Consider the following 25,357-nt stretch of genomic DNA (forward strand, 5'->3'; position numbering starts at 1 on the left):
AAAAAGTATAAAATTTTAAAACCGCATAAATAAAAACTTCGTAGGTAGTGTAAATTGAAAACAAAATATATTATGAAACGATTAAACCTAGCAAAATTATTGTCGATTACAGTTATCTCAAGTATTTTTTTAATGTCGTGTGAAGACAATGACGACAATTTGGATAACGACACAGGAACAGGAACATATTTGTATACATCAAACAATGCTAATGGCGATATTACATATTATAATGTTACCGATATGAGCGATGTTACAACGACGGCACTTTTAACGTCGTCTACAGCTGCTGATGGTATATATTATAACCCAGATGAAGATGTAATTGTTCAAGCTTCAAGAAGCAATTTTGCATTAGAAGCATACACAAACACTTCAATGAGTAGTTCTGGTACTTCTATTTCTGTAAGTATAGCGGGAAGTACCGATATGACGAGCCCTCGTGAACTGGCTGTAAATGGTGATTTTTATGTAGTTGCCGATAATGCCGATGTAGATGGCGATCCAGATACTGCAGATGGACGTTTATATATTTACGAGAATACCGGAAGTAGTTTTACTTTAAGAAATGTAATTACAACCGATTTTAAACTTTGGGGAATTATTTTTGAAGGAGACGATTTATATGCCATTGTTGACACAACAAATGAACTAGCCGTTTATACAGACTTTTTATCGAACACTACCGATGCTGCAGTTTCTGCAACGAAAACTATTGCTATTGAAGGCTTAGTAAGAACACACGGTTTAACGTACGATGCCACGTCTGATACCATGATTTTAACCGATATTGCAGAAGCCACAAATGGTCAAGATGATGGTGGTTTTCATGTAATAACTAATTTTATGACTAAATTTAGTAGTACAACCGATGGTGGTACTTTAGCTTTAACAGATCAAATTCGTGTTGCAGGTAGTGAAACCATGTTAGGAAACCCTGTTGATGTGGCTTTTGATAATGCAACCGAAACGGTTTACATAGCTGAAGCTGGAAATAACGGCGGAAGAATTTTAGCATTTAATAACATTGGAAGTGGTGGCAATATTGCGCCAGTACTTAACTACGATTTAGCTTCGGCTTCTTCGGTTTATTTAGTTAAATATTAATAAAAACATTATTAATTATAAAAAGCGGTTAGCATTTTTTTTGCTAACCGCTTTTTTAGTTTTTACTTGTTTAATATTTTATTCTGCTTCTTGCATGGTATGATATACGTTTTGTACATCATCGTCTTCTTCAAGTTTTTCAATTAGTTTTTCTACATCGGCAACTTGTTCTGCGTTAAGTGTTTTTGTTACTTGTGGAATACGTTCGAAACCTGACGATAAAATTTCAATATTATTTTCTTCTAAATAGGCTTGAATTTTTCCAAAACTTTCAAAAGGCGCATATATCATTACGCTGTTAACTTCATTTCCGTCAGCATCTTCGTCGGTGTCTTCAAATATTTCTTCAACACCAAAATCAATAAGTTCTAGTTCTAGTTCTTCTAAATCCATGCCTTCACCCTTAATTTTAAAATTACAAGTGTGATCGAACATAAAAACAACCGAACCTGACGTGCCTAAACTACCATCACATTTATTAAAATAGCTACGTACATTAGCAACTGTTCTTGTATTATTATCTGTAGCTGTTTCAACTAAAATAGCTATGCCATGTTGTGCGTAACCTTCAAAAAGGACTTCTTTATAATCGCCTTGACTTTTATCGCTAGCGCGTTTTATGGCACGCTCAATATTGTCTTTAGGCATGTTTACAGACTTGGCATTCTGTATTACTGCTCTTAATCTAGAATTGCTATCTGGGTCTGGGCCACCTTCTTTAACTGCCATTACAATGTCTTTACCTATGCGAGTAAAGGCTTTACTCATGGCAGACCAACGTTTCATTTTTCTTGCTTTTCTAAACTCAAAAGCTCTTCCCATAATTCTATATATTTAATTTTTTAAGGTGATATTTTAATCGAACAAAGTTAATAACCTGATGTTTAAAAACAAATTATTCCTCGGGTTCTACAATGTGTTCTATGGCTTCGGCCAATTTAAAATCTTTATTGGTAACACCACCAGCATCGTGTGTTGATAATGAAATAGTTAAAACGTTATAAGTATTGCTCCAATTTGGATGATGGTTTAAAGCTTCGCACTCGAATGCAATGCGACTCATTGCGCTAAAACAATCTTTAAAATTCTCAAATTCAAACTCTGCATGTAATGCATTGTCGTAATATTCCCATTCGGGAAAACGTAGTAATTTAGTCTCTATTTCTTCTTGGGTTAAAACGCTCATAAATAAATTTAATTTTTTTTTAAATGTACAGATTTAGCTATTTATAATCAAGTTAAACTTTTATTTCACCCAGAATTTCGTCGCTTAAAATGTTTAAGTTTTTTGGGAGTAAATTGTACTTTGGAAGCACTGCTAAATAACGGTCGTTATTAGTTGTGTAAACTCTTTTAAAAAGCGCTTTTTCTGTTAAACCTAATTTACTTGTAATTTCTTTAATAAAATCGTCGTGATGAACTAAATCACTGCTGCCCAGATGAAAAATACCAAATTTATTTCTGTTAATTATATAATGAATTTGTTGTGTAATTTTACTTTCTGTATTAACATTCATTATTAAATTTGGGAAAATCTCGATAGGTTCTTTAGCCTTTATAAAATCAATTATTTCTAGTATTCGTGGTGATTGCGAACCAAAAACCATTGGTAATCTTAAAATACATACTTTTTTTTGAGGTAAGCGTAAAAGCATATTCTCAATTTTTATCTTAAAATGGCCGTAAACACTGTTGCTTAAGGTTTTATCTTGTTCGTAACTTGGGAATTTACTATAAGCATCAAAAACATTGGCAGACGATAAAAAGATGAGTTTGGTATCATTATCTAAAATATAATCGCTTAAATGCCTATGAAGCATAACTTGTTTTGAAAAATCGCCACGTAAGGCCGAAATAATTATAGTTGGTTTTACAATATCTAGAATTTCGTAAATATCATCTTCTGCAAAGTTGTATTCAAAAAAATGATGGTTTTTTTCGAAGCTCTTGTTAAAATTGTATGTTGCAAATGTGTTAAAATAAGAACATAACTCCCTGTAAATGGCATAACCTAAAAAGCCACTGCCACCAAGAATTAATATGTTATGTTTTATTTCAGGCATAAGTAATAATTAGTTTTTAATGAAATTAAAAGATAGATAGGTTTGTTTTGGTCGTAAATTGCTCTAATGCTTTCATACCTAACAACGAATTCCCTTTTTTATTGAGTCCGGGGGCCCAAGTTGTAATAATAAAATGATCGGGTAGAAGGGCAACAATGCCACCGCCAACACCACTTTTACCGGGTAAGCCAACCTCGAAGGCAAATTCTCCAGCTTCATCATAAAAACCGCAGGTTAACATTAAAGCATTAATACGTTTTACTTGCGAGTTACTTAAATGTAGCTTTTTATTAATACAGTAACCATCGTTAGCTAAAAAATAAAATACGTTAGATAGTTGACTGCAAGTCATTTCTATAGAACATTGATGAAAATAGAAATCTAAAACTTCTTCAACGTCATTATCAAGGTTTTTAAAGGATTTTAAAAGGTTTGCAGCAGCAAAATTTTTAAAGCCCGTATCTTTTTCAGATTTAGCTACAGCAGTGTTATAGTTTATATTTTTATCGCCACATAAATCTCGTACATAATTTAAAAAATCGGTCTTAGGGTTTTTTAAATTAGAAATTAAAATATCTGCGATAACAATAGCTCCAGAATTTATAAACGGATTTCTTGGAATACCATTCTCAACCTCTAACAAGGCTAGTTGATTAAATGGGTGGCCAGAAGGCTCCACATCAACACGTTTAAAAACCGATTCTCCAATAAGCTCCATTGCTTTTCCTAAGGCTAAAACTTTAGAGATACTTTGTATTGAAAAGGGGGTATTAAAGTCACCAACGCCATAATTTTCGCCAGTCATGGTTTTTAAATAAATACCAAAATTATCAATATCTATTTTAGCCAATTCGGGTATGTAAGTCGCTACTTTACCTTTATCGGTTTGGGTAATAGCTTCGTTGTAAATAGAATGTAAAATAAATTTAAAGTCGCGCATTAATTTTTATAAAAAGGGAGTTTTACAACCGTTGCTGGAATGGTTTTTTTACGAATTTGAATATTAATTTTGCTATTAACATCGGCAAAAACTGTTGGCACATAGCCTAAACCAATACCTTTACCTAAACTAGGGCTCATTGTACCAGAAGTTACATTTCCAATTATATTACCATTGCCATCTACAATATCATAACCTTGTCTTGGTATACCGCGTTCGTCTAACTCAAAAGCAATTAATTTTTTATCTACACCGTTTTCTTTTTGCTTTTTTAAGGCTTCAGAATTTGTGAACTCTTTAGTAAACTTTGTAATCCATCCTAAACCAGCTTCAATAGGCGAGGTGGTATCATCAATATCATTTCCGTAAAGGCAATAGCCCATTTCAAGTCTTAATGTATCGCGAGCAGCTAAACCAATAGGCTTAATACCAAAATCTGCGCCGGCTTCAAAAACTTTGTCCCAAATTTGTTTTACCTCACTGTTTTTGCAATAAATTTCGAAACCACCACTACCAGTATATCCAGTAGCCGAAATAATAACATGCTCAATACCTGCAAAATCACCAACTATAAAATTGTAAAATTTAATACTAGCTAAATCGTGGCTTGTTAAACTTTGCATGGCTTCAACCGCTTTTGGTCCTTGAATAGCCAGTAAAGAATAGTCTTCGCTTAAATCGCGCATGGTAGCGCCAGCATCATTTTTATTCGAAATCCAGTTCCAATCTTTTTCAATATTACTAGCGTTAACTACAAGCAAATAGGTATTTTCTTTTATGCGATACACTATTAAATCGTCTACAATACCACCATTATCGTTAGGTAAACAACTGTATTGTGCTTTACCAATTGTTAACTTAGAAGCATCGTTACTAGTAACTTTTTGTATTAAGTCTAGAGCATGTTCGCCTTCAATTAAAAATTCGCCCATATGGCTAACATCAAACACGCCAACGGCATTTCTTACGGTTTCGTGTTCTGCGTTTACGCCTTCGTATTGCACAGGCATGTTAAACCCCGCAAAAGGAACCATTTTAGCGCCAAGAGCAGTATGAGTTTCGGTAAGAGCAGTATTCTTCATTTAAAAATCTTTTGTTAGTATATAAAGTGCAATTAGGCATATTACAACAATTAATATACCTATTAAAACAGGATTTCTTTTTTTAAAGAAAACATAATATCTTCAATAAAATTACCGAAGAATTTTATAATTCTTACAAGTATGTCTTCTATAATTCAAAGAAAAGCAAATGTATTGAAATTTTATAATAACGCTTTCGCGGAAGGCTATAAAGGTTAGTTAAATATTAGCATTTGTCATTTAACTTTTCTTTTAAACTTTGTGCTAAACTATCGTTAAACACTTAAAATGAAACAGGTAAGACCAGTTGTTTTTTGTAAATTTAAGTATGAAAAATATATTAGTAGCAGGTGCAAATGGCACCACCGGTAAACAAATAGTAAATTCATTAAATAGATCAGATCATTATACACCAATAGCAATGGTGCGAAAACAGGAGCAAGTATCGTACTTTAAAGATAAAGGTATTCAAACTGTTGTGGCCGATCTAGAGCAAGATGTAACAAAAGCTTTTAATAAGCAAATAGATGAAGTTGTATTTGCAGCAGGTTCTGGAGGTAAAAATGTAATAGGAGTAGACCAAGAAGGAGCTAAAAAGTTAATAGATGCTGCACAAGCAAATAATGTAAGCAAGTTTGTTATGCTTAGCTCTATGGGCGCAGATAACCCTGAAGCACATTCACAATTACAAGAATACTTAAAAGCAAAACATAATGCCGATGAGTATTTAAAAAGTAGTGATTTAAATTATGTAATTGTGCGCCCAGGTAGTTTAAAAAATGATGACGGTGCAGGTAAAATTGAATTAAAAAACCATTTTGATAAACACGGTGAAATTAGTAGAGCAGATGTGGCTAAAACCCTAGTACAATGTTTGGATGATGATGTACCAAATAATATTACTTTTGAAATTCTAGAAGGAGCAACACCAATTAAAAGGGCTGTTTTTGGTTTAGCTTTAACTGAGGTTGAAGTTTAAAATGTAAACATTGCAAAATAAAAAAAGCTACCATTTTTGGTAGCTTTTTTTATAGTTAATTTTAAAATTTATAAAACATAAGCTCCTTTTAAACAATTTATAAAGTTGTTATTTCCAGCATTATCTACATGATAATGATAACCACGTATATCGTCGTAATGCCCTCTGCATTCATCTAAATCGGTTGGTTCGTCGCCATTTTCATCAAACCTAGCATATATACCATGACCGTCCATAGCATAGCCAATAAGTTCTGCATGCCCGTCGGTTTGTGTAATTACATGTCTATCGGCTATGTCTTGAGTTGCGGCATGATAGTGATAGCCTTGATTAACATTAATATGCCCACCGGCATCATCGAAAGGGGCTAGAGTATATGCCGCTAAAATATTGCTTACAGGTGCGGGTGCAGAAAATTCTATACCGTTTAAAGCAACACCTCTTGTAGAAGGTCCTGTTGTAGCTCCTGGTGCAGAATTAAAGCTATAAGTTGTAGTAAGTGCAATTGGCGTAATTGGTATGGTCCAAGTTTGTGTTATATCGTTTATATACGATGGAATACATTCAACACAAAAATTTTGATATGCTTCACCAACATTTGGGTTGGCAGCGTTTATGCAATCTTCTTCTGTTTCTGTGATGTAAATATCTCCGTTGTCATCATACATTAGCCAAGTATTATCGTTGTAAAAAGTGGCTAAATTAGATACAAATTCACCATCAACGTCGTAAACAGTTCCATTATCTAGCCAAATGCCTCCGGCAGAATCGTCATCTGAAATATGGCTTGGACACCAAGGTCCCATTTCATGATCTGATGGAGCGCTTGTTGTAACAATTTCGTAGCAATTGGTTTCCGTACCATTAGATAGTGTACACGGAACAATGTTTACTGTAACACCAGTAAAATTATCGCTTGAAGCATCTATAACAATATCGTAATCAACTTCGTTATCTTGTGATGTTGTTGTGCTATCAGTATCTCCACTACAAGAAAAAAATGCACATGCACTTGAAAATAAGGTAAGTAAAATTAAGTTTTTCATTTTTAGCTAATTAATTGAGATATAATTAAGATGCACTAAAAATGAAAAACTTGTGGTTTATTTAAAATTAGTTTAATAAAAACTGCTTTAAATCTTCGTAAGTAGAAATAACTGTTGCTTCTTTTTCTTTACCCATAACACTTTTTATTTGCTCTGGTAAAGGCTGTTCTTCTTTTATAACCTCTTCAACTACATCTAAAAATTTAGTAGGATGTGCCGTTTCTAAAAACACGCAATGCGCTTCTGGGTTTTCTTTTAGATAATTTTTACAACCTAAATAACCAACAGCGCCATGCGGATCGGCAACATAACCGTAGTTTTTATAAATTTCTAATAGCGCAGCTTTAGTTTCTTCATCTGTAAAACTGTAAGACGATAAGTTTTCTTTTAAAGCCTCGAAGTTATTTTTATAAATTTCTTCAATACGGATAAAATTACTTGGCGCACCAACATCCATAGCGTTACTAATAGTTTGTACCGATGGTTTAGGCTCATACAATTGTGAAATTAAGTAACGTGTAACCACGTTATTTGCATTGTTTGATGCTACAAAATGTTTAATTGGTAACCCTAATTGCTGTGCCATCATTCCTGCACAAATGTTACCAAAATTTCCGCTTGGTACAGAAAAAACAATATCGTTATATTTTTTATGAAGTTGCTTATAGGCAAACATAAAATAGAATAATTGTGGTAACCAACGCGCCACATTTATTGAGTTTGCAGAGGTTAATTGCATTTTGCTGGTTAAGCTTTCATCTAAAAAAGCGGTTTTAACCATGGCCTGACAATCATCGAAAGTACCATTAACTTCTAAAGCTTTAATATTTTGCCCAAGTGTGGTTAATTGTTTTTCTTGAATGTCGCTCACTTTTCCGCTAGGGTAGAGAATAACAACATTTACACCTTTTACGCCTAAAAATCCGTTGGCCACAGCACCTCCGGTATCGCCTGATGTTGCTACTAGAACCGTTACTTCGTTATCGTTATCTTTATTAAAATAACCTAAGCATCGTGCCATAAAACGTGCGCCAACATCTTTAAAAGCCATAGTTGGGCCGTGAAACAATTCTAAAGTTGAAATGTTATCGTTTAGTTTTACCACAGGGAAATCGAAGGATAATGTTTCTTCAACAATCGTTTTTAAAACATCCTCAGGAATTTCAGGTGAAACGAACTGCTTTATTGCGGTAAAAGCAATTTCAGAATTTGAAAGTTCATCAATATTATCGAAAAATGCCTTTGGTAATGGCGTTATACTTTCAGGAAAATATAAGCCTTTATCTGGCGCTAAGCCTTTAACAACGACGTTTTCAAAAGTTGTATTTGGTGCTTTATGGTTTAATGAATAGTAGTTCATGGATTATTTTGTTGACCGATGATTTTTTGATCGTTGACCGAAGCCGAAAAAACGATTAATTAAAAATCGGAGTATTTATTTGTCTTATTTTATATTTCTTTTAAATGCTTGCATCATGTTCATTAAATGAAATGCTTCGTTATATAGTATTTCAAAATTATAGATTTCAATGTAATTTCTTCTTTTAGCTTTATGTAAACAAGCAACAACTTCAGCCAAAGATCTAATAGCATAATTTATAAATTTACGTTGTTCAGGGTTAGATTGACCTATGGAACCTTCGGAAATATTTAACGCAATAGAATCGACAGCTCTACAAATTTGAGATGTTAAATTAAATTTTTCAATATCTGGAAAATTTTTAGCTAATTGAAAAATGGTTTCGCCATAATCCATTGCTTTTTGCCAAATAATTAATTTTTCAAACTTAAATTTACTCATAACTTTGATGCTTCAGTCTTCGGTCATTTTTCCGTCATCTGTCAAAATTACTATAGAATTTTAACTCCTTTTGTATTAATTTTCGATACGTGAATATCAAAATCAATTCCAGTAGAGTTGTATACATTTTTAATGGCTTCTGCTACCTTTTTTGCAGTTTCTTCTCCTTTGCAAAGTGAAAAAATTGAGGGGCCAGAACCCGAAATACAAGCGCCTAAGGCTCCAGCATTTAGCATGCTATTTTTAACCTCTTGATAATGCGGAATAAGTTTGCTTCTGTGCGGTTCTATAATAACATCGTGAAGCGAATCTTTAATTAAATCGTAATCGCTGGTATGCAAAGCATGAATTAAACTTCCAACGTTAGACCATTGCGAAATGGCATCGCTTAACGAAACTTCTTTTGGTAAAACAGCACGAGATTCTGATGTTTTTATTTCTATTTGTGGATGAATAATAGTTGCAAACAAATCATCTGGACTCGGAATTTCCAAAATTTGTAATGGCTTGATTCCTTTAACCAAAGTAAAACCACCAAACATGGCAGGAGCCAAGTTATCGGCATGTTCGCATTTACTTGCTAAAGCTTCACCTTTTATGGCAAATTCGGTTAATTGGGTTTTGTTAAATGGTCTTCCTAAAAGTTCGTTCATACCAAAAACACTTCCCACAGCACTGGCAGCGCTACTACCAATACCGCTACCAGGTTTTATATTTTTATAAATTTCAATTTCAAAACCAAAATCTATATCCAGAGCTTCATACATTGCTAATGCCGAAACACCAGCAACGTTTTGTTCGGCTTCGTAAGGCAAATCGAAACCTTCAATATGGGTAATTTTAATGCCCTTTTTATCTACTTTGCGTATTACCATATCGTCACCAACATTGTCTAAGCAAAAGCCTAAAACATCAAATCCGCAGGCCACATTTGCGACAGTAGCTGGTGAAAAAATCTTTATTTCATTCATCATTTCAATTAAATAATTTTCGGCGGCACAAGAGCAAGAAATATCGCTTGGTTTATGCAATTCCATACTCAAAATTAATCATTTCCAATTCTTATAATATCTGCAAACAAACCAGAAGCAGTTACATCTGCACCAGCACCAGCACCTTTAATTATCATAGGTTGGTTGGCGTAGCGTTTTGTATAAAACATCACGATGTTATCGCTACCTTCTAAATTATAAAACGGATGTCCTTCTGGAATTTCTTGTAAACCAACACTCGCTTTTCCTTCGTTAAATTGTGCCACATATTTTAATTGGCAGTTATTCGCTTTCGCGGAAGCATATAAACTTTGGTAATGTGCTTCGTCTGCAATTAATGTTTCATAAAAATCATCAACGGTGTCGCTTTTTAAACCAGCTTCAGAAAGGAACGGATCGTTTTTAATATCTTCTAAATTCATTTCAACACCACTTTCGCGAGCAAGAATTAAAATTTTTCTAGCCACGTCTACACCGCTTAAATCAATTCGTGGATCTGGTTCTGTATAACCTTCATCTCCGGCTTGTTTTACAACATCGTAGAATTTGGTTTTATCATTAAAATTATTGAATACAAAGTTTAAGCTTCCAGAAAGTACTGCGTGTATTGATGTAACTTGGTCGCCAGAAGCGATTAAATTGTTTAAAGTGTCTATTATTGGTAAACCTGCGCCAACATTAGTTTCAAACAAATAAGGTGCGTTATATTTTAGCGATAAGGTTTTTAGCAGTTTGTAGTTTTCAAAATCACTTGCACAAGCAATTTTATTACAAGCTACAACGCCAATACTTTCGCGTAAATATTTTTCGTAAAGCTTAGCCACATCATAATTTGCAGTTACATCTACGAAAATACTGTTGCGTAGGTTTAAAGCTTTTGTACCTTCAAAAAAGCCTTGTAATGACGCTTTTTCGCCATTGGCAAGTTGTTCTTTCCAGTTCGATAAATCGATTCCAGATTCGTTAAAAATCATTTTTCTAGAATTCGATAAGCCCGCCACACGAAGATTAATTTTTAAATTCTTTTTTAAATAATTGTGCTGTTGTTTAATTTGCTCAACTAATTTTTCGCCAACATTACCAACACCTGTAATAAATACATTTAGTTGTTTTGTTTTAGCTTCAAAAAATTGTTCGTGTAACGTATTAAGCGCTTTTTTCACATGTTTTTCTGCAATAACTACAGAAATGTTTTTCTCTGATGCACCTTGAGCAATAGCACGTATGTTTATATTGTTTTTACCTAGAGCGCTAAACATTTTACCACTTATACCTTGATGGTTTTTCATGTTATCGCCAACTAAAGCAACAATAGATAATTCGTTTTCAACTATTATGGGGTCAATTTTATGAAGCGCAATTTCGTTACTAAAAGCATCATCTATAGCTACTTTTGCTTTTACAGCATCAGCTTCATTAATTCCTAAACAAATGGAATGTTCTGAAGATGCCTGTGTAATTAAAATCACATTTATTTTCTCTTGCGATAAGGTTTCAAACAATCGTTTAGAAAAACCGGGAATACCTATCATACCGCTACCTTGCAAGGTTAATAACGAGATTTTAGAAATATTACTTATACCCTTTACAGGTTGCGATGTGTTAACAATTTCGTTAGATATTATTGTTCCCGCGGCTTCCGGGTCTAACGTGTTTTTTATATGTATAGGAATATTTAAATCTAAAACAGGTTGCACCGTTGGCGGGTATAAAACCTTAGCTCCAAAATGAGATAGCTCCATAGCTTCTTGGTACGAAATTTTCTCGATTGGATAAGCATGTTTAACCAATTTAGGGTTGGTTGTGTACATACCACTTACATCGGTCCAAATTTCTAAAGAGTCCACTTTTAAGGCCGATGCTACAATAGCGGCAGTAAAGTCTGATCCACCGCGTCCAAGTGTAGTTTGTTCTCCTGTTTTTGATTTAGCAACAAAACCAGGAAGAATGGTTATTTTACTAGAAGCTGAGTAAAAATAATCGGATATATTTTTGTTTGTAACCTCGTAATCTACTTCGGCTTTTGTGAAGTTTGAATTGGTTACAATTAATTCTTGTGAGTTTTTACAAGATGCCGATAAACCTCGTTTTACTAAAGTTTCACCAATAATGTATGATGATAAAATTTCACCAAAACTAACGAGTTTATCCGATGTTTTTGGAGATAATTCGTTAATTAAAAAAATACCATCTAATAAGTTTTTTAACTCGTTTAAACGTTGATTAACAAAAGCAATAATACTTTGTCCTTTTAAAGGCGTTAACTCATTAATAATCTCTAAATGTTTATCACAAATAAAATTAAAGGTATCGTTATAGGCAGCGTCTTTATCTTGTGCTTGTTTACCAGCAAGTAATAATTTATCGGTAATACCACCAACAGCAGAAACTACACAAACTACCGATTCGTTTTTAGAATAATTTTCTAAAATACTAATAACACTATTTATATTTTTTGAAGAACCTACAGATGTTCCTCCAAATTTTAAAACTTTCATGTTTTTTTAAATGAATAATTAAAAATAAAATTAAAACTGTTGTAATTAAAAAAATTACAAAATCTGCTTGAAGTATATATAATTAACAACCCCAAAGGGTAGTGGTAATTATAGTTAAACCAATAGTAAATGTTCCTTTTGTAGAAGTAAAAGGAGTAGAAATAGCTGTATTTTGGCTTAAATGATTCATTGTATTAATTATACAGCTCAAAAGTATTACTTTTAGCTTAATAAAAAAATTAAATACTTTTTTTTAATGTATTCTTATATTGAAGTTAATTTCGTTTAATATTTTTAACGAAAATTATTTTGAACTGAAAAATTGATAATACCTAAATGAAGATTTTCTCTAAAAAACAGATATACGAAGGCGATCGTTTAACCGCTGAAAGACAAAATATTTCATCAACCGATTTAATGGAACGTGCAGGCACTCAAATTTTTAATTGGATGCATGCCAGAATGCAAGGCGCCCAAGTGCCAATTCACATATTTTGTGGTATTGGAAATAATGGAGGTGATGGTTTAGTTTTAGCTCGACATTTAATTTTAGATGGTTATAATGTAAAAACCTACATTATTAATTATAGTGATAAACGATCGAAAGACTTTTTAATGAATTATGAGCGAATTAAAAACACTACAAAAGAGTGGCCTTTACTTTTAACTGATGCTGAAAGTTTACCAGAAATTAACCCGAACGATATTATTGTCGATGCCGTTTTTGGTATTGGTTTAAACCGCCCAGTTATAAATTGGGTAAAAACTTTATTTATGCATTTTAAAGCAAGTAAAGCGTTTACGTTGTCTATCGATATTCCTTCTGGCTTATTTGTGGATAAACCTGTTGAAGATGAAGACGCTGTAGTTTATGCCGGTTTTACACTTAGTTTTGCATCCCCAAAATTAGTATTCTTTTTACCAGAAACAGCTAAATACACTGTACAATGGGAAATTTTAGATATTGGTTTAGATCAAGAATATACACTTACCACCCAAACTGATACCGAACTTATCAGCAAATATGAAGTGTTGCCTAACTACAGACCGCGCGATAAATTTTCGCATAAAGGCCTATTTGGGCACAGTTTAATAATAGGAGGTAGTTACGGCAAAATAGGCGCTGTTACTTTGGCAAGTAAAGCAGCTTTAACAACTGGAGCAGGTTTAGTAACGACTTATCTGCCAAAATGTGGTTATCAAGTTTTACAAACAGCTTTTCCTGAAGCTATGGTAATTACGGATGAAAGTGAAAATATAATTTCGAATATTGATTTTGATATTGAGCCAACCGTAATTGCATTTGGAGTAGGCGTAGGACAAAACACAGAAACAGTAAAAGCGTTTGAAGCCTTTTTAATAATAAATAAAACACCATTAGTTATTGACGCTGATGGCTTAAATATTTTAGCTAAAAACCAAAATTTATTAGAATTATTACCGCCAGAATCTGTTTTAACACCACATCCCAAAGAATTAGAACGATTAATTGGATCGTGGGCAAACGATTTTGAAAAGTTAGATAAAGCCAAAGCTTTCGCCGAAAAACACAACGTTATTTTAGTAATTAAAGGCGCAAATACCATTACTATTTTTAATAATAAGCAGTATATAAACACAACAGGAAATCCTGGATTAGCAACTGCCGGTAGTGGCGATGTTTTAACAGGAATTATTACAGGATTAATTTCACAAGGTTATCATCCGTTAAGTGCTACTATTTTTGGAGTATATTTACACGGAAAAGCGGCCGATATAGCTGTTGAAGATTCTGGATATGAAAGTCTTTTAGCTAGCGACGTTATAAATAACATCGGTAAAGCAATTATTGATTTATTTGCGCAACCAGAGCATCAAGAAGCGGCTCAACAAACTCCAGAATAAAACGTATTTGTATATGGTTAGTTGCGTTGATAAGCAATTGAGTTAGCAAACATTTACGAAATCATGAATATTCCGCAGGAATATTCGCAAGTAGGGAAGAACAAAGCAAATTGGTGGCTTCAAGTGCTTTTATTTTATCGGTTTTTGTTTCGTTCCTCTAAAGTTAATGATTTCAATTAATTCCTTTTTTGGTTGAATTCTGTAGATTATATAATTGTTTTTGTCAACCAATCCTTTGTGAACATTATTATACTTTCCAGTTTGAGGATAAATTGTAGGATATTTGCTTATTCGAGTTAAAAGGTCATTAATATTCTGTTCTAAATTCAGAATTTCCATTATAGTCCATTCTTTCTCTAAATAATCTAAAACCTTGTCTAATCCATTTTCAGCTTGTGGTGTCCAAACGATTTTCAATGCCATTTTTCAAATCGTTTCATAACTGTTTCATTAGCTTTATATTCCTCATTATCAGCTTGCACCAAACCAGTCTTGATTTCTTCTTGTTCCTTTTTAGACATTTCACTCCACCAATCCACTTGCTCTTCCTCAAAAACAGATTTGATTTTTTTTAAAATGCTTTCTTTCTGTGTTTGAAGTAAAAGATGCATTAATTCTAGTTTTGTAGTCTCTATACTCATAATCCTAACTTTTATTATAACAAAGATAGTTTTTTATCTACAAACTTTATTTCGAATTATTTAGATAATAATATTTTTAAGTTTGGACTTGAAATTTGATGATTTTCGATGTCTTCCAGCATTAAAGCCAACTAAATTTAAGAATACTTGAGGCCAATTATATTCGAAACTTCGTCGAGTAATGCAATTAATTTTCTGCTAAAATCGAAAGTCATTATGTCGCTTTCGGTTTTTCCAGATTTTATTAGGTCATTAAAATGAATAGTTTCGAAGTTATAACCAATGGTTGTATAACCAAAATCTTTTGTTTCTTCAACGCCGTTTTTTGTAATGGTTACCGTTGACGGTTGATGAAACATGGTGTTTATTTTTATAGAAGCATCTTCAAAGGTAAAAATAGCTTCTGTGGGTAAAACTTCTTTAATAGAGCTTTTTAACTGTGCTTCAACACCATTTTTATAATTAAAAGTCATAGTGCATGAAGCATCTACTTCATTTTCAAAAAAGGTAGCATCGGCGTTAATATGTTCCGGTATTCCTAAAGTTGATAGTGCCACAAAAATAGGGTAAATGCCAATATCTAAAAGGCTTCCGCCACCAAGGTTTTTACCAAATAAACGTTTGCTTTCATCAAATGGTCTTGAAAAGCCAAAATCGGCTTTCAGGTTTAACAACTTTCCGTGAGTCTCGTTTTTTATTTCGTTTAACACGAATTGATAATGCGGTAAAAATGCTGTCCAAAGTGCTTCCATGAGCAAGGTGTTGTTTTCCTTTGCACAGGTAATCATATCTTCAACTTCGTTGGCATTCATGGCAAAAGGCTTTTCGCATAAAACGGCAATTCCTTTTTGTAAGCACATTATGGTATTTTCCTTATGGAACACGTGTGGTGTGGCAATGTAAACAGCATCAATATTACTGTCGTTTGCTAAATCTTCATAGCTTGCATAGGCTTTTTTCGCTTGGTATGTATTAGCAAAATCATCGGCTTTTTCTTGAGTTCTAGAAGCCACAGCATATAATTCGGCATCGGGAATTGTAAGTAAATCTTTGGCAAATTTATGGGCTATATTTCCTAAGCCAATAATGCCCCATTTAATAACTTTTTTATCTTGTTTCAACATCTTTCGTGTTTAGTTTTTGAATTAAATATGCAATACACATGACCAATACACAGCCGAATAAATTAAGCCATAAATAAGGCATCCAGTTAAACCACCAACCGACAATTACTATTATTTGAGTAATAATTGCGGCGGTAAAAACGGCATTTGCTTTTATAAATTTTGTAAAAAAGGCCAGTAAAAATATTCCTAAAACATTACCGTAAAAAATCGACCCGATAATATTTACCAGTTGTATTAAATTTTCGGCAAGATTTGCAAAACAAGCAATAATTATGGCAACAACACCCCAAACTAAAGTGAAAATTTTGGTCATTTTTACCATGTGCTTTTCATCTTTTTCACCTTTGTAATTTCTGCCGTATAAATCTATAGATGTTATTGTAGCCAAGGCATTAACCTCGGATGCAGTTGACGACATGGCAGCACTTAAAATTACGGCTAACAGCAAACCGATCAATCCTTTAGGTAAATAGATTAAAATAAAGGTGATAAACATATAATCTCTGTCGTTGGTTTGGGTGTCTTTTGCAGAGGCTTTATAGAATGTGGATAATGCTTCTTTTTTAGTTTTATAAGCTTCAGAATTTTTATTTAATGCATTTAATTCTGATGCAAGCTTTTGGTATTGCCTAGCATAACTAGTATCTACCGCTTGCTTTATTAAAAATTTAGAATGTAAACGGTAGGTTTTGTCAATACTATCTAATTTATTTAATTGTTGTTTAGTTGCTTCCGATTTTTTTTCAGCATAAGCAATACTTAAACTTTTTTTCTGATTAAATAATTCATGTTGTTGTTGTTGAAGGCTTTTGTATTCCGAAGCATATTCCGAAGCCAATACTTTTTTGGTTGAAGTATCAATAAAATTTAATGGCGACGGGTTAAATTGATAAAACACAAATACCATAACGCCAACTAAAAGAATAAAAAATTGCATAGGCACTTTTAGTAAACCGTTAAAAATTAATCCCATCTGCATTTCTTTTTTATTCTTTCCAGATAAATAACGTTGCACCTGGCTTTGGTCGGTACCAAAATAAGAGAGCATTAAAAATGTACCACCAATTAAACCGGTCCAAACGGTATATCTGTTTTCTAAATCGAACGAAAAATCGAGTATTTCCATACGATTATTTGCACCTGCAATTTCAAGCGCATCGGTAAACGAAACATCGTCTGGAATTAAGTTTAAAATAATAAACAAAGCAGCGAGCATGCCAGCGAAAATGACAAACATTTGCTGCTTTTGGGTTACGGTAACAGCTTTTGTGCCTCCAGAAACGGTGTAAATAATTACTAAAACACCAATAATAATGTTAAGTGTTACTATGTTCCAACCTAAAACAATCGATAAAATAATGGCAGGAGCAAAAATGGTAATACCAGCAGCTAAACCGCGTTGTATTAAAAATAAAGTTGCTGTTAACGTTCTGGTTTTTAAATCGAAACGGTCTTCAAGAAATTCGTAAGCCGTATAAACTTTTAAGCGATGATATAGTGGAATAAAAACCAAACAAATAATTACCATGGCAATAGGTAAACCAAAGTAAAATTGTACAAATCCCATACCATCGGAAAAGGCTTGACCGGTAGTTGATAAAAATGTAATGGCACTGGCTTGTGTTGCCATAACCGATAAACCAATAGTCCACCACTGCGTGCTGTTACCGCCTTTTACATAATCTTGCACGCTTTTGCTTCCGCGGGTTTTCCAAGTACCATAACCAACAATAGTTAATAAGGTTACAATAAGAACTGCCCAATCTATCCAATTTAAACTATGCATAATTAAAAAGCTCGCATGATTAAGTAAAAAATAACAAGATATGCCAAATTAGCGATTAAAACTATGGAGTATAATTTTAACCAAGGTTGTTTGGTGTTGTTTTCGTTTTCTGGGGTCATTAGTCGTTTAGTTTGCTATTGTTTTCAAGATTGTCTTTTCCTAGAGAAAGCATGTTCGCGAATAGGCGATAAGCTCCCGAAACACCTTCGGGAAACTCTCTAAAAAAGCTTAAACCTGTATACATGTAATAGCCTTTGCCATGTTTTGCTACCAGTAAACTTCCTTTTTTAGCCGATTCTTTTTTATCGTGCATGGATAAAATAGGAGTAAAGGCCTTGTCCCATTTATTAGGAAAATACAAACCGCGCTCTTGAGTCCAACCTTCAAAATCTTTTGCTGTAATTTTGTTAGGTGTATTTAATATGTCGTGATTAGGTTCTAAAAATTTAACTTCGGCATTTTCGTCGGTTACACGATCTCTTGAAAGCTCTAAATTATAAGGTGCAATATGGTCGGTTTTTAAACGATGACTTGTGTTGTATTGCACAATCATATTTCCTCCGTTTTCAACAAAATTAAATAGGGTTTCCTGCTTAAATTTTAAATCCTCAAGGGTATTGTAAGCTCTAATACCAACTATAACGGCATCGAAATTACTTAAAGTTTCAGTTGTAATTTCATTGGATTTTAAAATACGAACATGATAGCCAATTTGTTGTAAACTTTCAGGTACCACATCGCCAGAGCCTTCAATATAAGCAATGTTTTCACCACGTTTTTTTATGTCTAATCTTACTACTTTGCTTTCGCTTGGTAATAAAACGGTTTGGTTAGGAATATGATCGTAGTTAATTTCTATAAGTTCTTTACTAAAGGTTTTATTATTTAAATGAAGCGCAGGCGAAATATAACCTTCGTGTTGATTTTCTGGGGGAATTACCGTAAAAACAAGTGTTTGTTCTTCATCTTTATTTTGAATTGAAACGTTTTGCTTTTTCGGGTAAACGCTCCAACCTTCTGGATGATTAAGTTCTAAATAGCCATCAATATTATTCGTGCCTGCTTTTACAACTACGGGAATTTCCTTTTGATTGGAAGTATTGAAAATAATTACTTTTTCAGGTATTTTTACTGAAGCTTCAGGAATAATTTCGAAAGGTCGGTATAATTCACCTTTATCGGGTTTTGCATAACGTTGAATTACCGGTTTTGTAATGGTAATTGGTGTGTTTTCAATTAATAAATTAAAATCTACGTTGTAAACACGAGGCGTTTCGGGTAAGCCAATAAGGTTTTTATCGTTTACTTTATACATGCCTAAAGTACCATTTTCGGTGAGCCAATAGGGTGTTGTTGGTTCTCGATTCTCGTTTATTTTTAAAACCTCTTTAAAAGTGTATGCTATATTGTTTTTAAGCTGAATATCTTTTGAAATGCTTACTGCATTATCCTTTTTTATACTAACTAAAGTTATTGGTGTATTGCTTCGGTTTAAAACTTCTAAATTTATTGTAACCAAACCGTTTGGAGTTGCCCAATGGGTGTCTGCTGAAGCCTCTAAATACAAGCCAGCACACATTTGTATAATATCCTTTAAGGCTTTAGTTTTAAGGTTTTTCCAATGTTTATCTTCAATGTTTTGAAGTAGTTTATAAGCTTGAACAAGTTGCGGTAAATGCATAGAAGGATTGCTGAAATTGAAGTTATTTTCAACTTCATATAAAATAGCTCCAATAGCTTCGCCACCTTTTATACGATTCCATGACGTATCAATGCCTTCAAAAATAGAATTTGAGCCCTGTAAAGGTTCTCCTTTTAAAAATTCGATATAGTCTTTACTGCTTCCTCGGCTAGAAAGACGACCGAAACCTTGACATAGGTGCTGACTCCTAGAAATGGCTGCAATTTCGTTGTTAGATAAGCCTTTATGCGGATAATAAACACCAACATCGAGAGCCAACATATTGCTTTTATCAACTTTATCGAATGCTTCGCGACTGCCATAACGCCACCAACTGGTGTTGTAAAACAAGCGTTTAGGTTGCCACGGACTTACAATATTGTTTAAGTTTGAAAATGCCGAAGCATTGCCAGCTAAATCGAAAGCCTCAACACTTAACATGGCAGAACTAGTGTGATGGCCATGGGTAGTTCCGGGTGTTCTGTGGTCGAAACGGTTAATTATTACATCGGGTTTAAATTTTCGTATGGCTAAAACCACATCACTTAAAACTTGGTTTTTATCCCAAATTTCTAAGGTCTCGTCTGGGTGTTTTGAGTAGCCAAAATCGTTAGCGCGAGTAAATAGTTGTTCGCCGCCATCTACACGGCGTGCTGCTAAAAGTTCTTGTGTACGCATAACACCTAAAAGTTCGCGAATTTCTGGTCCTATTAAGTTTTGTCCGCCATCGCCACGCGTTAACGAAAGGTAAGCAGTGCGGGCTTTTTCGTGATTTGCCATGTAGGCAATTAACGCCGTGTTTTCGTCGTCTGGATGCGCTGCAATATATAAAACCGAACCTAAAAAATTAAGTTTTTGTATGGCTTCGTAAATGTTTGAAGATGTAGGTTTTGCTGGTTTTTGAGCATGGATTTTATAGCTCGAAAACATTAAAATTATACTTAATAAAATAAGCTTGCGCATAATGTTGATTGGTTTGATAGCTATCAAATATAAAAAAGAAACCAGCAGAATAGCTGGTTTTAAAATTTCTTTAACGATTTAAAACATTAATTATTAAATACGTTTATAGTTTATATTTTTTTCCTCTGGCTCTGCGGGTATTAAAGGTTGATTTTTGTTAAAGAATAATTGTTGAATAGAGTCCATACGTTTCATCATGCTTTTTATTTGTTGGTCTTGATTGGTAAAACCATCAAAAAAGAAGTTTTTATGATTAAAACTTCCATTTATGGAATCGGTTTTAAAAAAATCATCGAAAAATGAATCGCTAAAAATAGAATGATTTTTAAAATGTTGTTGAAATTGAAGTTTAAGGCTATCATTAATTTTATTACCAGAAGAATAGCTATAAGAATAAATAGAATCGTATTTAATTAAATTACCAAATTCATCATACTCCTTATTTACTTGTACGTTTTCGTTGGGCTTAAGGTGGGAATCTGTTTTATTTTGCTGTTTTTCTTGTGAAGAACAGCTATTGCATAGTAAAAATAAAATCGGAATAACTTTAAGTGTTTTCATTATTTGTACATTTTAAATTAAACAAATTTTTAAGAATTCATTTTCAAAAAATATACCAAATGAAAAAATGACAGTTAAAATTTTACAACCACTTTTTACGTTTAAAATAATACATCATACCTAAAAATATAGCAATCATTACGCCCCAAACTACAAAATAGCCGTTTTTATAATGTAATTCCGGAATGTATTGAAAATTCATACCGTAAATGCCAGCAATAAAAGTAAGCGGAATAAAAATAGAAGCCATTATGGTAAGTACTTTCATAACTTCGTTCATTTTATTGCTAATGGTTGTCATGTACATATCCATTAAACTCCAAACCATTTCGCGATAAATTTCAATGTTTTCGGAAACTTGAATTAAATGATCGTAAATATCGCGGTAATAGGTAATTGTTTTTGGTTTAATTAAGGTGTTCTCGTTTTTTTCGATGCGATTTAAAATTTCACGCAAAGGAAACATGGCGCGACGCACTCTTAAAATTTCTCGTTTTAAATTTTGAATATTCTGGCTAGTGTCGTCTTGCACGTTTCCTGAAAAAATATCGCTTTCAAAATCTTCAATTTTATTGCCTAAAACTTCAATAACGCTAAAATAATGATCGACAATGGCATCCATTAATGTGTAAAGTAGGTAATCGGACTGCATGTTTCGAATGCGACCTTTGGCATGGCGTAAACGATCTCTTACCGAATCGAATACATCGCCTTCGGCTTCTTGAAAACTAAGCACATAATCTTCTCCAAGAATAAAGCTAACCTGTTCTGAAATTATCGTGTCGTTCGCGTCGTAATACAACATTTTTAACACTACAAAAATATAATCGTCGTATTCATCTATTTTTGGGCGTTGCGAGGTGTTTACAATATCTTCTAAAACTAATGGATGTAATTCATAATGCTCGCCAATTTTTTCAATTGTATCTACATGGTTTAAACCATTAACATTTATCCAGGTTATGGTTCCTGCTTTAAAGGAAAAGCATTCTTCAACATTTGTGAGTTCTTTTTCTATGCAGCTTTCTTTATTATAATCGAAAGATTCAATAAAAAGCTTTTGGTCGGTTTTTTTTCCGGTATAAATAACACTTCCAGGGATTTGACCAATGCTTTTTTTAGAAAAAAGATGTCGAACTTTCTTAGCCTTTTTAATCATAAAGTGCTGATATTATTTAATAATCAAATGGTGTTACTATCATCTTCCTGCAATTCTACAATAGCGTCTTTTTTAATTAAAGTTACCGCTTTTTGCAGCATAAGATTGTTAGGATATGTTACTAAATCGCCGTTTTCTAATCGTAATATAAGTTGAAATGCTCTAATATCTTCAATAATTACAATCTCTGGGAAATCGCTATCATGAATTTTAATTTTATCGCCCACTTTATAGGGAAAATTAAAAAACATGATTATTCCAGATGTAATGTTGCTTAAAATAGACCAGATGGCAAATAATGCAATACCAATAACTGTAAAAACAGAAGAGAAAAAGAAAGCTAAGTCTTTAAAATTTATAAAAATTACACCTTCAATTAAAACAAATATAATTATTAGTGTTACCGTAAAGTAGCGCTGAATTAATCTAATTCTGGCATCATTAATACCATTTTTTTTAGCAATTTTAGTTACAGCATAGCTTACAATTATTTTTATTAAAATGATTGAAGCTAATACAATAGCCGAAATTATGAGTTCGTTTTTATATTCAACAAGTAGCATGTAATAGTAATTAGTTTAAAAGCAGAGAGTCTCTAAGCGATTCGTTTTCAATACTTTTTTTGTTCCAATAATCGGTTTTTATTGTTTTTAGTTTGGTGGCTTTGGTGGCGTTGTTATTAACGGTTTCTTCCCAACTCACAATATCGAACGGAAATTTTGCATTAAAATTTATGGTTAATGTGCGATTTAATTCCGGATAATCAATTTTATACCAATCTGAACCAAGTGTTGCTTTTGCTTTGTAGGCTTTAAGTGTAAAATGCTGCAGTCTAATGGTTTCTAACGATGGAATTATTTGCAATTCGCCTGTTGGTAATAATTTAGGGTTTACGCGAAGTTGTACCCATAATTCGTTTTCTAAAATATTTTTGGTTAATGTAGTTGTATTATCGGCTTCTGTTTCAAAATATGAATGTGTGGTAATTTCAAAATCATCTTTATTATTAAGTTGCGTGTACACGTGTCCGCACCATTCTTGAATAGATGCCGAAACTTTTAAAGCATGTTTATTGTTTGCTACAGGATAAAATGTGCTTTGCATAATGGAATATGGGTAAATTCCTGTTACAAAATTTTTAGTCGCATTCAGTTTTAAAACAGGCGTGTTTTCTTTACTGTAATTATCTGCTTTTACTTGTTTTTTGGGTAAAAAATCTTCAGTTACATAAACTAAAACGGCTGTACCTTCACGAAGTTGGCCATAGCGGTATTGCTGTAGTTTATATGATGAAATTTCAGCTTCACTGGCATACCAATATGTTTTAAAGTCTTTTGAAAGTGGTTGTTTTGGTTTGGTAATGTTGTTAACAGAATCTGTTGTTTTTTTTGAATTTATAACTGCCGCTAGTTTTGCGGTATTTTCACTTTCAGATTTGCAAGCAGTTAAAATAACCAAAAGAAAAATACAACCTGAAAGCAATTTTTGATGTTTATTTAAAGAGAAAAGCATAATTTTTTATTTAAAATTACGAATAATTAAGCTTCAATTAAATCATTTAACGTTTTATAAAGAAGGTGCACAGGTAACCCCATTACATTAAAATACGAACCTTCTATTTTGGTTACTGCAATTTGGCCAATCCACTCTTGTATGCCATAAGCGCCAGCTTTATCAAAAGGTTTATAAGTGTTAATATAATAATTAATTTCGGCATCTGTTAAAGTTTTAAATGTCACTTTAGTAACATCGAACAGAGTTTTTTGAAAACTTGTGGATGTTACACAAATAGAACTTATGACCTCGTGTGCACTGTTGCTCAGAGCTTTTAAAATACTAAAGGCTTCAGCAGCATCGTAAGGTTTTCCCAAGGCTTTATTGTTGTGCCAAACTATGGTGTCGCTGGTTATTAAAATATCGTTTGGCTTTAATTCGGGTTTATAAGCTAAGGCTTTTAATTCGGCTAAATAATTACTAATTTCAAAATGCGTTAATCGGTTCGGGTATTCTTCTTTAATAGATTTTAATCGAATTTCGAATTTTAGGCCTAAGTCTTTTAAAAATTGTTGTCTTCTTGGAGAGCCAGAAGCTAATATAATATTATGATTTTTAAGTTTTTCTGAAAGCATTAGTTTAAAATTTCATACTTATATAAAAGTAAGGAAAGCATCCCAAAAACCAATACTATTTTATAAAGATTGCTTAAATGTTTAAAGGCCTTTTTATCGTTAGAGCTATATGTTTTAATGGCGATATATAATAAAGGCGCAATAACAAACAGTAAAAAATAAATTACCGCAATCGTGTTTTTGTATAACTGATTAATAACATGTATAATGATAAGAATTAGCGGAATAAAATTTAAAATTGCCAAAAGTATTTTCGTGTTTTTAAGGCCAAAAACGATAGGTAAGGTTGCCATATTAGCCTCTAAATCGCCTTCGTAATCTTCTAAATCTTTTGCAATTTCTCGAAGTAAATTAATGCAGAATGCAAATGCAGAATAATTAAAAATTAACTTAAAAAAAGTAAGCTGAATAGTTCTGTTGTCTAGAGTTAAACTGGGTATTAGCTCAAAAACACCAACAATTAAAATGCTAAAACCAACTAATGCAGAAATTACCATATTGCCAATTAATGCATAGCGTTTTAAGTAATTAGCATACACATAAAGTAAAACCGAAACTATTATAAATATTGAAAAGAAAGCAGGTTTATCAATAATATTCGACACATAAAACCCGCAAACAACGCCAATAACATTTAAAATAATAAAGGCGTTAAAAGCCACATTTTCTGGTATAAGTTTACCAATTATAACTTTGTTTGGTTTGTTAATTAAATCGGTTTCAACATCGTAAATGTCGTTAATTATATTGCCTGCCGCAGCAATACAAACGGTAGCTAAAATTAAAATTGAAAATTGAAAAATATTGAGACTTGTTTGCACACCAAAAGCCTCTAAAAGAGCATATTTTACTAATAATTGCGATAATACAATTATTAATAAGTTTTTATAACGGATAAGTTTAAAAAATGCAACCAAT

The 25,357-nt window shown here is 32.8% G+C and carries 24 protein-coding genes; 3 read left to right on the forward strand and 21 right to left on the reverse strand.

The features are described from left to right. The first annotated feature begins 72 nt into the window (after positions 1-72). On the forward strand, positions 73-1,107 hold the full coding sequence (locus LG651_RS08945) for a hypothetical protein (protein ID WP_226695795.1): 1,035 nt from the start codon (positions 73-75) through the stop codon (positions 1,105-1,107). Between the two features lie 78 nt (positions 1,108-1,185). Here LG651_RS08945 and LG651_RS08950 read toward each other — a convergent pair whose 3' ends face one another. From LG651_RS08950 to gcvT, 5 genes are all read right to left on the reverse strand, one after another. Beyond that, positions 1,186-1,929, reverse strand: a complete 744-nt coding sequence (locus tag LG651_RS08950) for a YebC/PmpR family DNA-binding transcriptional regulator (protein WP_226540681.1) — start codon at positions 1,927-1,929, stop codon at positions 1,186-1,188. Between the two features lie 73 nt (positions 1,930-2,002). Further along, a complete protein-coding gene (locus LG651_RS08955; protein WP_044632046.1) occupies positions 2,003-2,293 on the reverse strand; it encodes a 4a-hydroxytetrahydrobiopterin dehydratase in 291 nt (96 codons plus the stop codon). Between the two features lie 52 nt (positions 2,294-2,345). Continuing rightward, entirely contained in the window at positions 2,346-3,170 is an 825-nt protein-coding gene (locus LG651_RS08960) for a sugar nucleotide-binding protein (RefSeq protein ID WP_226695796.1), read from the reverse strand. A 25-nt stretch (positions 3,171-3,195) separates the two neighbouring features. Then, complete coding sequence (locus LG651_RS08965) at positions 3,196-4,110, reverse strand: glutaminase (RefSeq protein WP_226695797.1); 915 nt, start codon at positions 4,108-4,110, stop codon at positions 3,196-3,198. Beyond that, entirely contained in the window at positions 4,110-5,192 is a 1,083-nt protein-coding gene (gene gcvT, locus LG651_RS08970; RefSeq protein ID WP_226695798.1) for a glycine cleavage system aminomethyltransferase GcvT, read from the reverse strand. Before gcvT ends, LG651_RS08965 begins: the two co-directional genes overlap by 1 nt. Before the next feature lie 328 nt (positions 5,193-5,520). On the opposite strand from gcvT, the gene LG651_RS08975 reads away from it, so the two are divergent. Next, positions 5,521-6,171: an SDR family oxidoreductase gene (locus LG651_RS08975; protein ID WP_226695799.1), complete on the forward strand. Its 651-nt coding sequence runs from the start codon at positions 5,521-5,523 to the stop codon at positions 6,169-6,171. Positions 6,172-6,239: 68 nt separating this feature from the next. Here the strand turns inward: LG651_RS08975 and LG651_RS08980 are convergent, their stop codons facing one another. From LG651_RS08980 to thrA, 5 genes are all read right to left on the reverse strand, one after another. After that, the gene (locus LG651_RS08980) at positions 6,240-7,217 is read right to left on the reverse strand and encodes a YHYH protein (RefSeq protein ID WP_226695800.1); all 978 of its coding nucleotides are present in this window, start codon (positions 7,215-7,217) and stop codon (positions 6,240-6,242) included. 67 nt (positions 7,218-7,284) lie between these two features. After that, positions 7,285-8,577: a threonine synthase gene (gene thrC / locus LG651_RS08985; RefSeq protein WP_226695801.1), complete on the reverse strand. Its 1,293-nt coding sequence runs from the start codon at positions 8,575-8,577 to the stop codon at positions 7,285-7,287. An 84-nt stretch (positions 8,578-8,661) separates the two neighbouring features. Continuing rightward, complete coding sequence (locus LG651_RS08990) at positions 8,662-9,018, reverse strand: four helix bundle protein (protein ID WP_226695802.1); 357 nt, start codon at positions 9,016-9,018, stop codon at positions 8,662-8,664. 50 nt (positions 9,019-9,068) lie between these two features. Then, positions 9,069-9,989 (reverse strand): homoserine kinase, encoded by a 921-nt coding sequence (locus LG651_RS08995; protein WP_226696043.1) that lies wholly within the window; start codon positions 9,987-9,989, stop codon positions 9,069-9,071. Positions 9,990-10,063: 74 nt separating this feature from the next. Further along, entirely contained in the window at positions 10,064-12,508 is a 2,445-nt protein-coding gene (gene thrA / locus LG651_RS09000) for a bifunctional aspartate kinase/homoserine dehydrogenase I (RefSeq protein ID WP_226695803.1), read from the reverse strand. Positions 12,509-12,844: 336 nt separating this feature from the next. On the opposite strand from thrA, the gene LG651_RS09005 reads away from it, so the two are divergent. Further along, positions 12,845-14,392 carry an NAD(P)H-hydrate dehydratase gene (locus LG651_RS09005; protein ID WP_226695804.1) on the forward strand — a complete coding sequence of 516 codons (1,548 nt, stop codon included), beginning with the start codon at positions 12,845-12,847 and terminating at the stop codon, positions 14,390-14,392. A gap of 129 nt (positions 14,393-14,521) precedes the next feature. On the opposite strand, the gene LG651_RS09010 is transcribed toward LG651_RS09005, so the two are convergent. From LG651_RS09010 to LG651_RS09060, 11 genes are all read right to left on the reverse strand, one after another. Continuing rightward, positions 14,522-14,815: a type II toxin-antitoxin system RelE/ParE family toxin gene (locus LG651_RS09010; RefSeq protein WP_226695805.1), complete on the reverse strand. Its 294-nt coding sequence runs from the start codon at positions 14,813-14,815 to the stop codon at positions 14,522-14,524. After that, complete coding sequence (locus LG651_RS09015; protein ID WP_226695806.1) at positions 14,806-15,033, reverse strand: hypothetical protein; 228 nt, start codon at positions 15,031-15,033, stop codon at positions 14,806-14,808. The genes LG651_RS09010 and LG651_RS09015 overlap by 10 nt, the downstream gene beginning before the upstream one ends. 137 nt (positions 15,034-15,170) lie before the next feature. Beyond that, positions 15,171-16,157 (reverse strand): Gfo/Idh/MocA family protein, encoded by a 987-nt coding sequence (locus LG651_RS09020; protein ID WP_226695807.1) that lies wholly within the window; start codon positions 16,155-16,157, stop codon positions 15,171-15,173. Then, complete coding sequence (locus LG651_RS09025; RefSeq protein WP_226695808.1) at positions 16,141-17,946, reverse strand: sodium:solute symporter family transporter; 1,806 nt, start codon at positions 17,944-17,946, stop codon at positions 16,141-16,143. The genes LG651_RS09020 and LG651_RS09025 overlap by 17 nt, the downstream gene beginning before the upstream one ends. 118 nt (positions 17,947-18,064) lie before the next feature. Beyond that, positions 18,065-20,590 (reverse strand): PIG-L family deacetylase, encoded by a 2,526-nt coding sequence (locus tag LG651_RS09030; protein WP_226695809.1) that lies wholly within the window; start codon positions 20,588-20,590, stop codon positions 18,065-18,067. 93 nt (positions 20,591-20,683) lie between these two features. Further along, positions 20,684-21,151, reverse strand: a complete 468-nt coding sequence (locus LG651_RS09035) for a hypothetical protein (RefSeq protein ID WP_226695810.1) — start codon at positions 21,149-21,151, stop codon at positions 20,684-20,686. Positions 21,152-21,233: 82 nt separating this feature from the next. Further along, positions 21,234-22,310, reverse strand: coding sequence for a magnesium/cobalt transporter CorA (gene corA, locus LG651_RS09040; RefSeq protein WP_226695811.1), 1,077 nt, complete (start codon positions 22,308-22,310; stop codon positions 21,234-21,236). A gap of 23 nt (positions 22,311-22,333) precedes the next feature. After that, the gene (locus tag LG651_RS09045) at positions 22,334-22,873 is read right to left on the reverse strand and encodes a mechanosensitive ion channel domain-containing protein (RefSeq protein WP_226695812.1); all 540 of its coding nucleotides are present in this window, start codon (positions 22,871-22,873) and stop codon (positions 22,334-22,336) included. A gap of 10 nt (positions 22,874-22,883) precedes the next feature. Further along, positions 22,884-23,822, reverse strand: a complete 939-nt coding sequence (locus tag LG651_RS09050; RefSeq protein WP_226695813.1) for a septum formation inhibitor Maf — start codon at positions 23,820-23,822, stop codon at positions 22,884-22,886. A 26-nt stretch (positions 23,823-23,848) separates the two neighbouring features. Further along, complete coding sequence (locus LG651_RS09055; RefSeq protein WP_226695814.1) at positions 23,849-24,439, reverse strand: Maf-like protein; 591 nt, start codon at positions 24,437-24,439, stop codon at positions 23,849-23,851. After that, a complete protein-coding gene (locus LG651_RS09060; protein ID WP_226695815.1) occupies positions 24,439-25,356 on the reverse strand; it encodes a geranylgeranylglycerol-phosphate geranylgeranyltransferase in 918 nt (305 codons plus the stop codon). Before LG651_RS09060 ends, LG651_RS09055 begins: the two co-directional genes overlap by 1 nt. Between the last annotated feature and the right edge of the window lies 1 nt (position 25,357).

Source organism: Neotamlana sargassicola (assembly GCF_020523965.1).
Taxonomy (GTDB): domain Bacteria; phylum Bacteroidota; class Bacteroidia; order Flavobacteriales; family Flavobacteriaceae; genus Neotamlana; species Neotamlana sargassicola.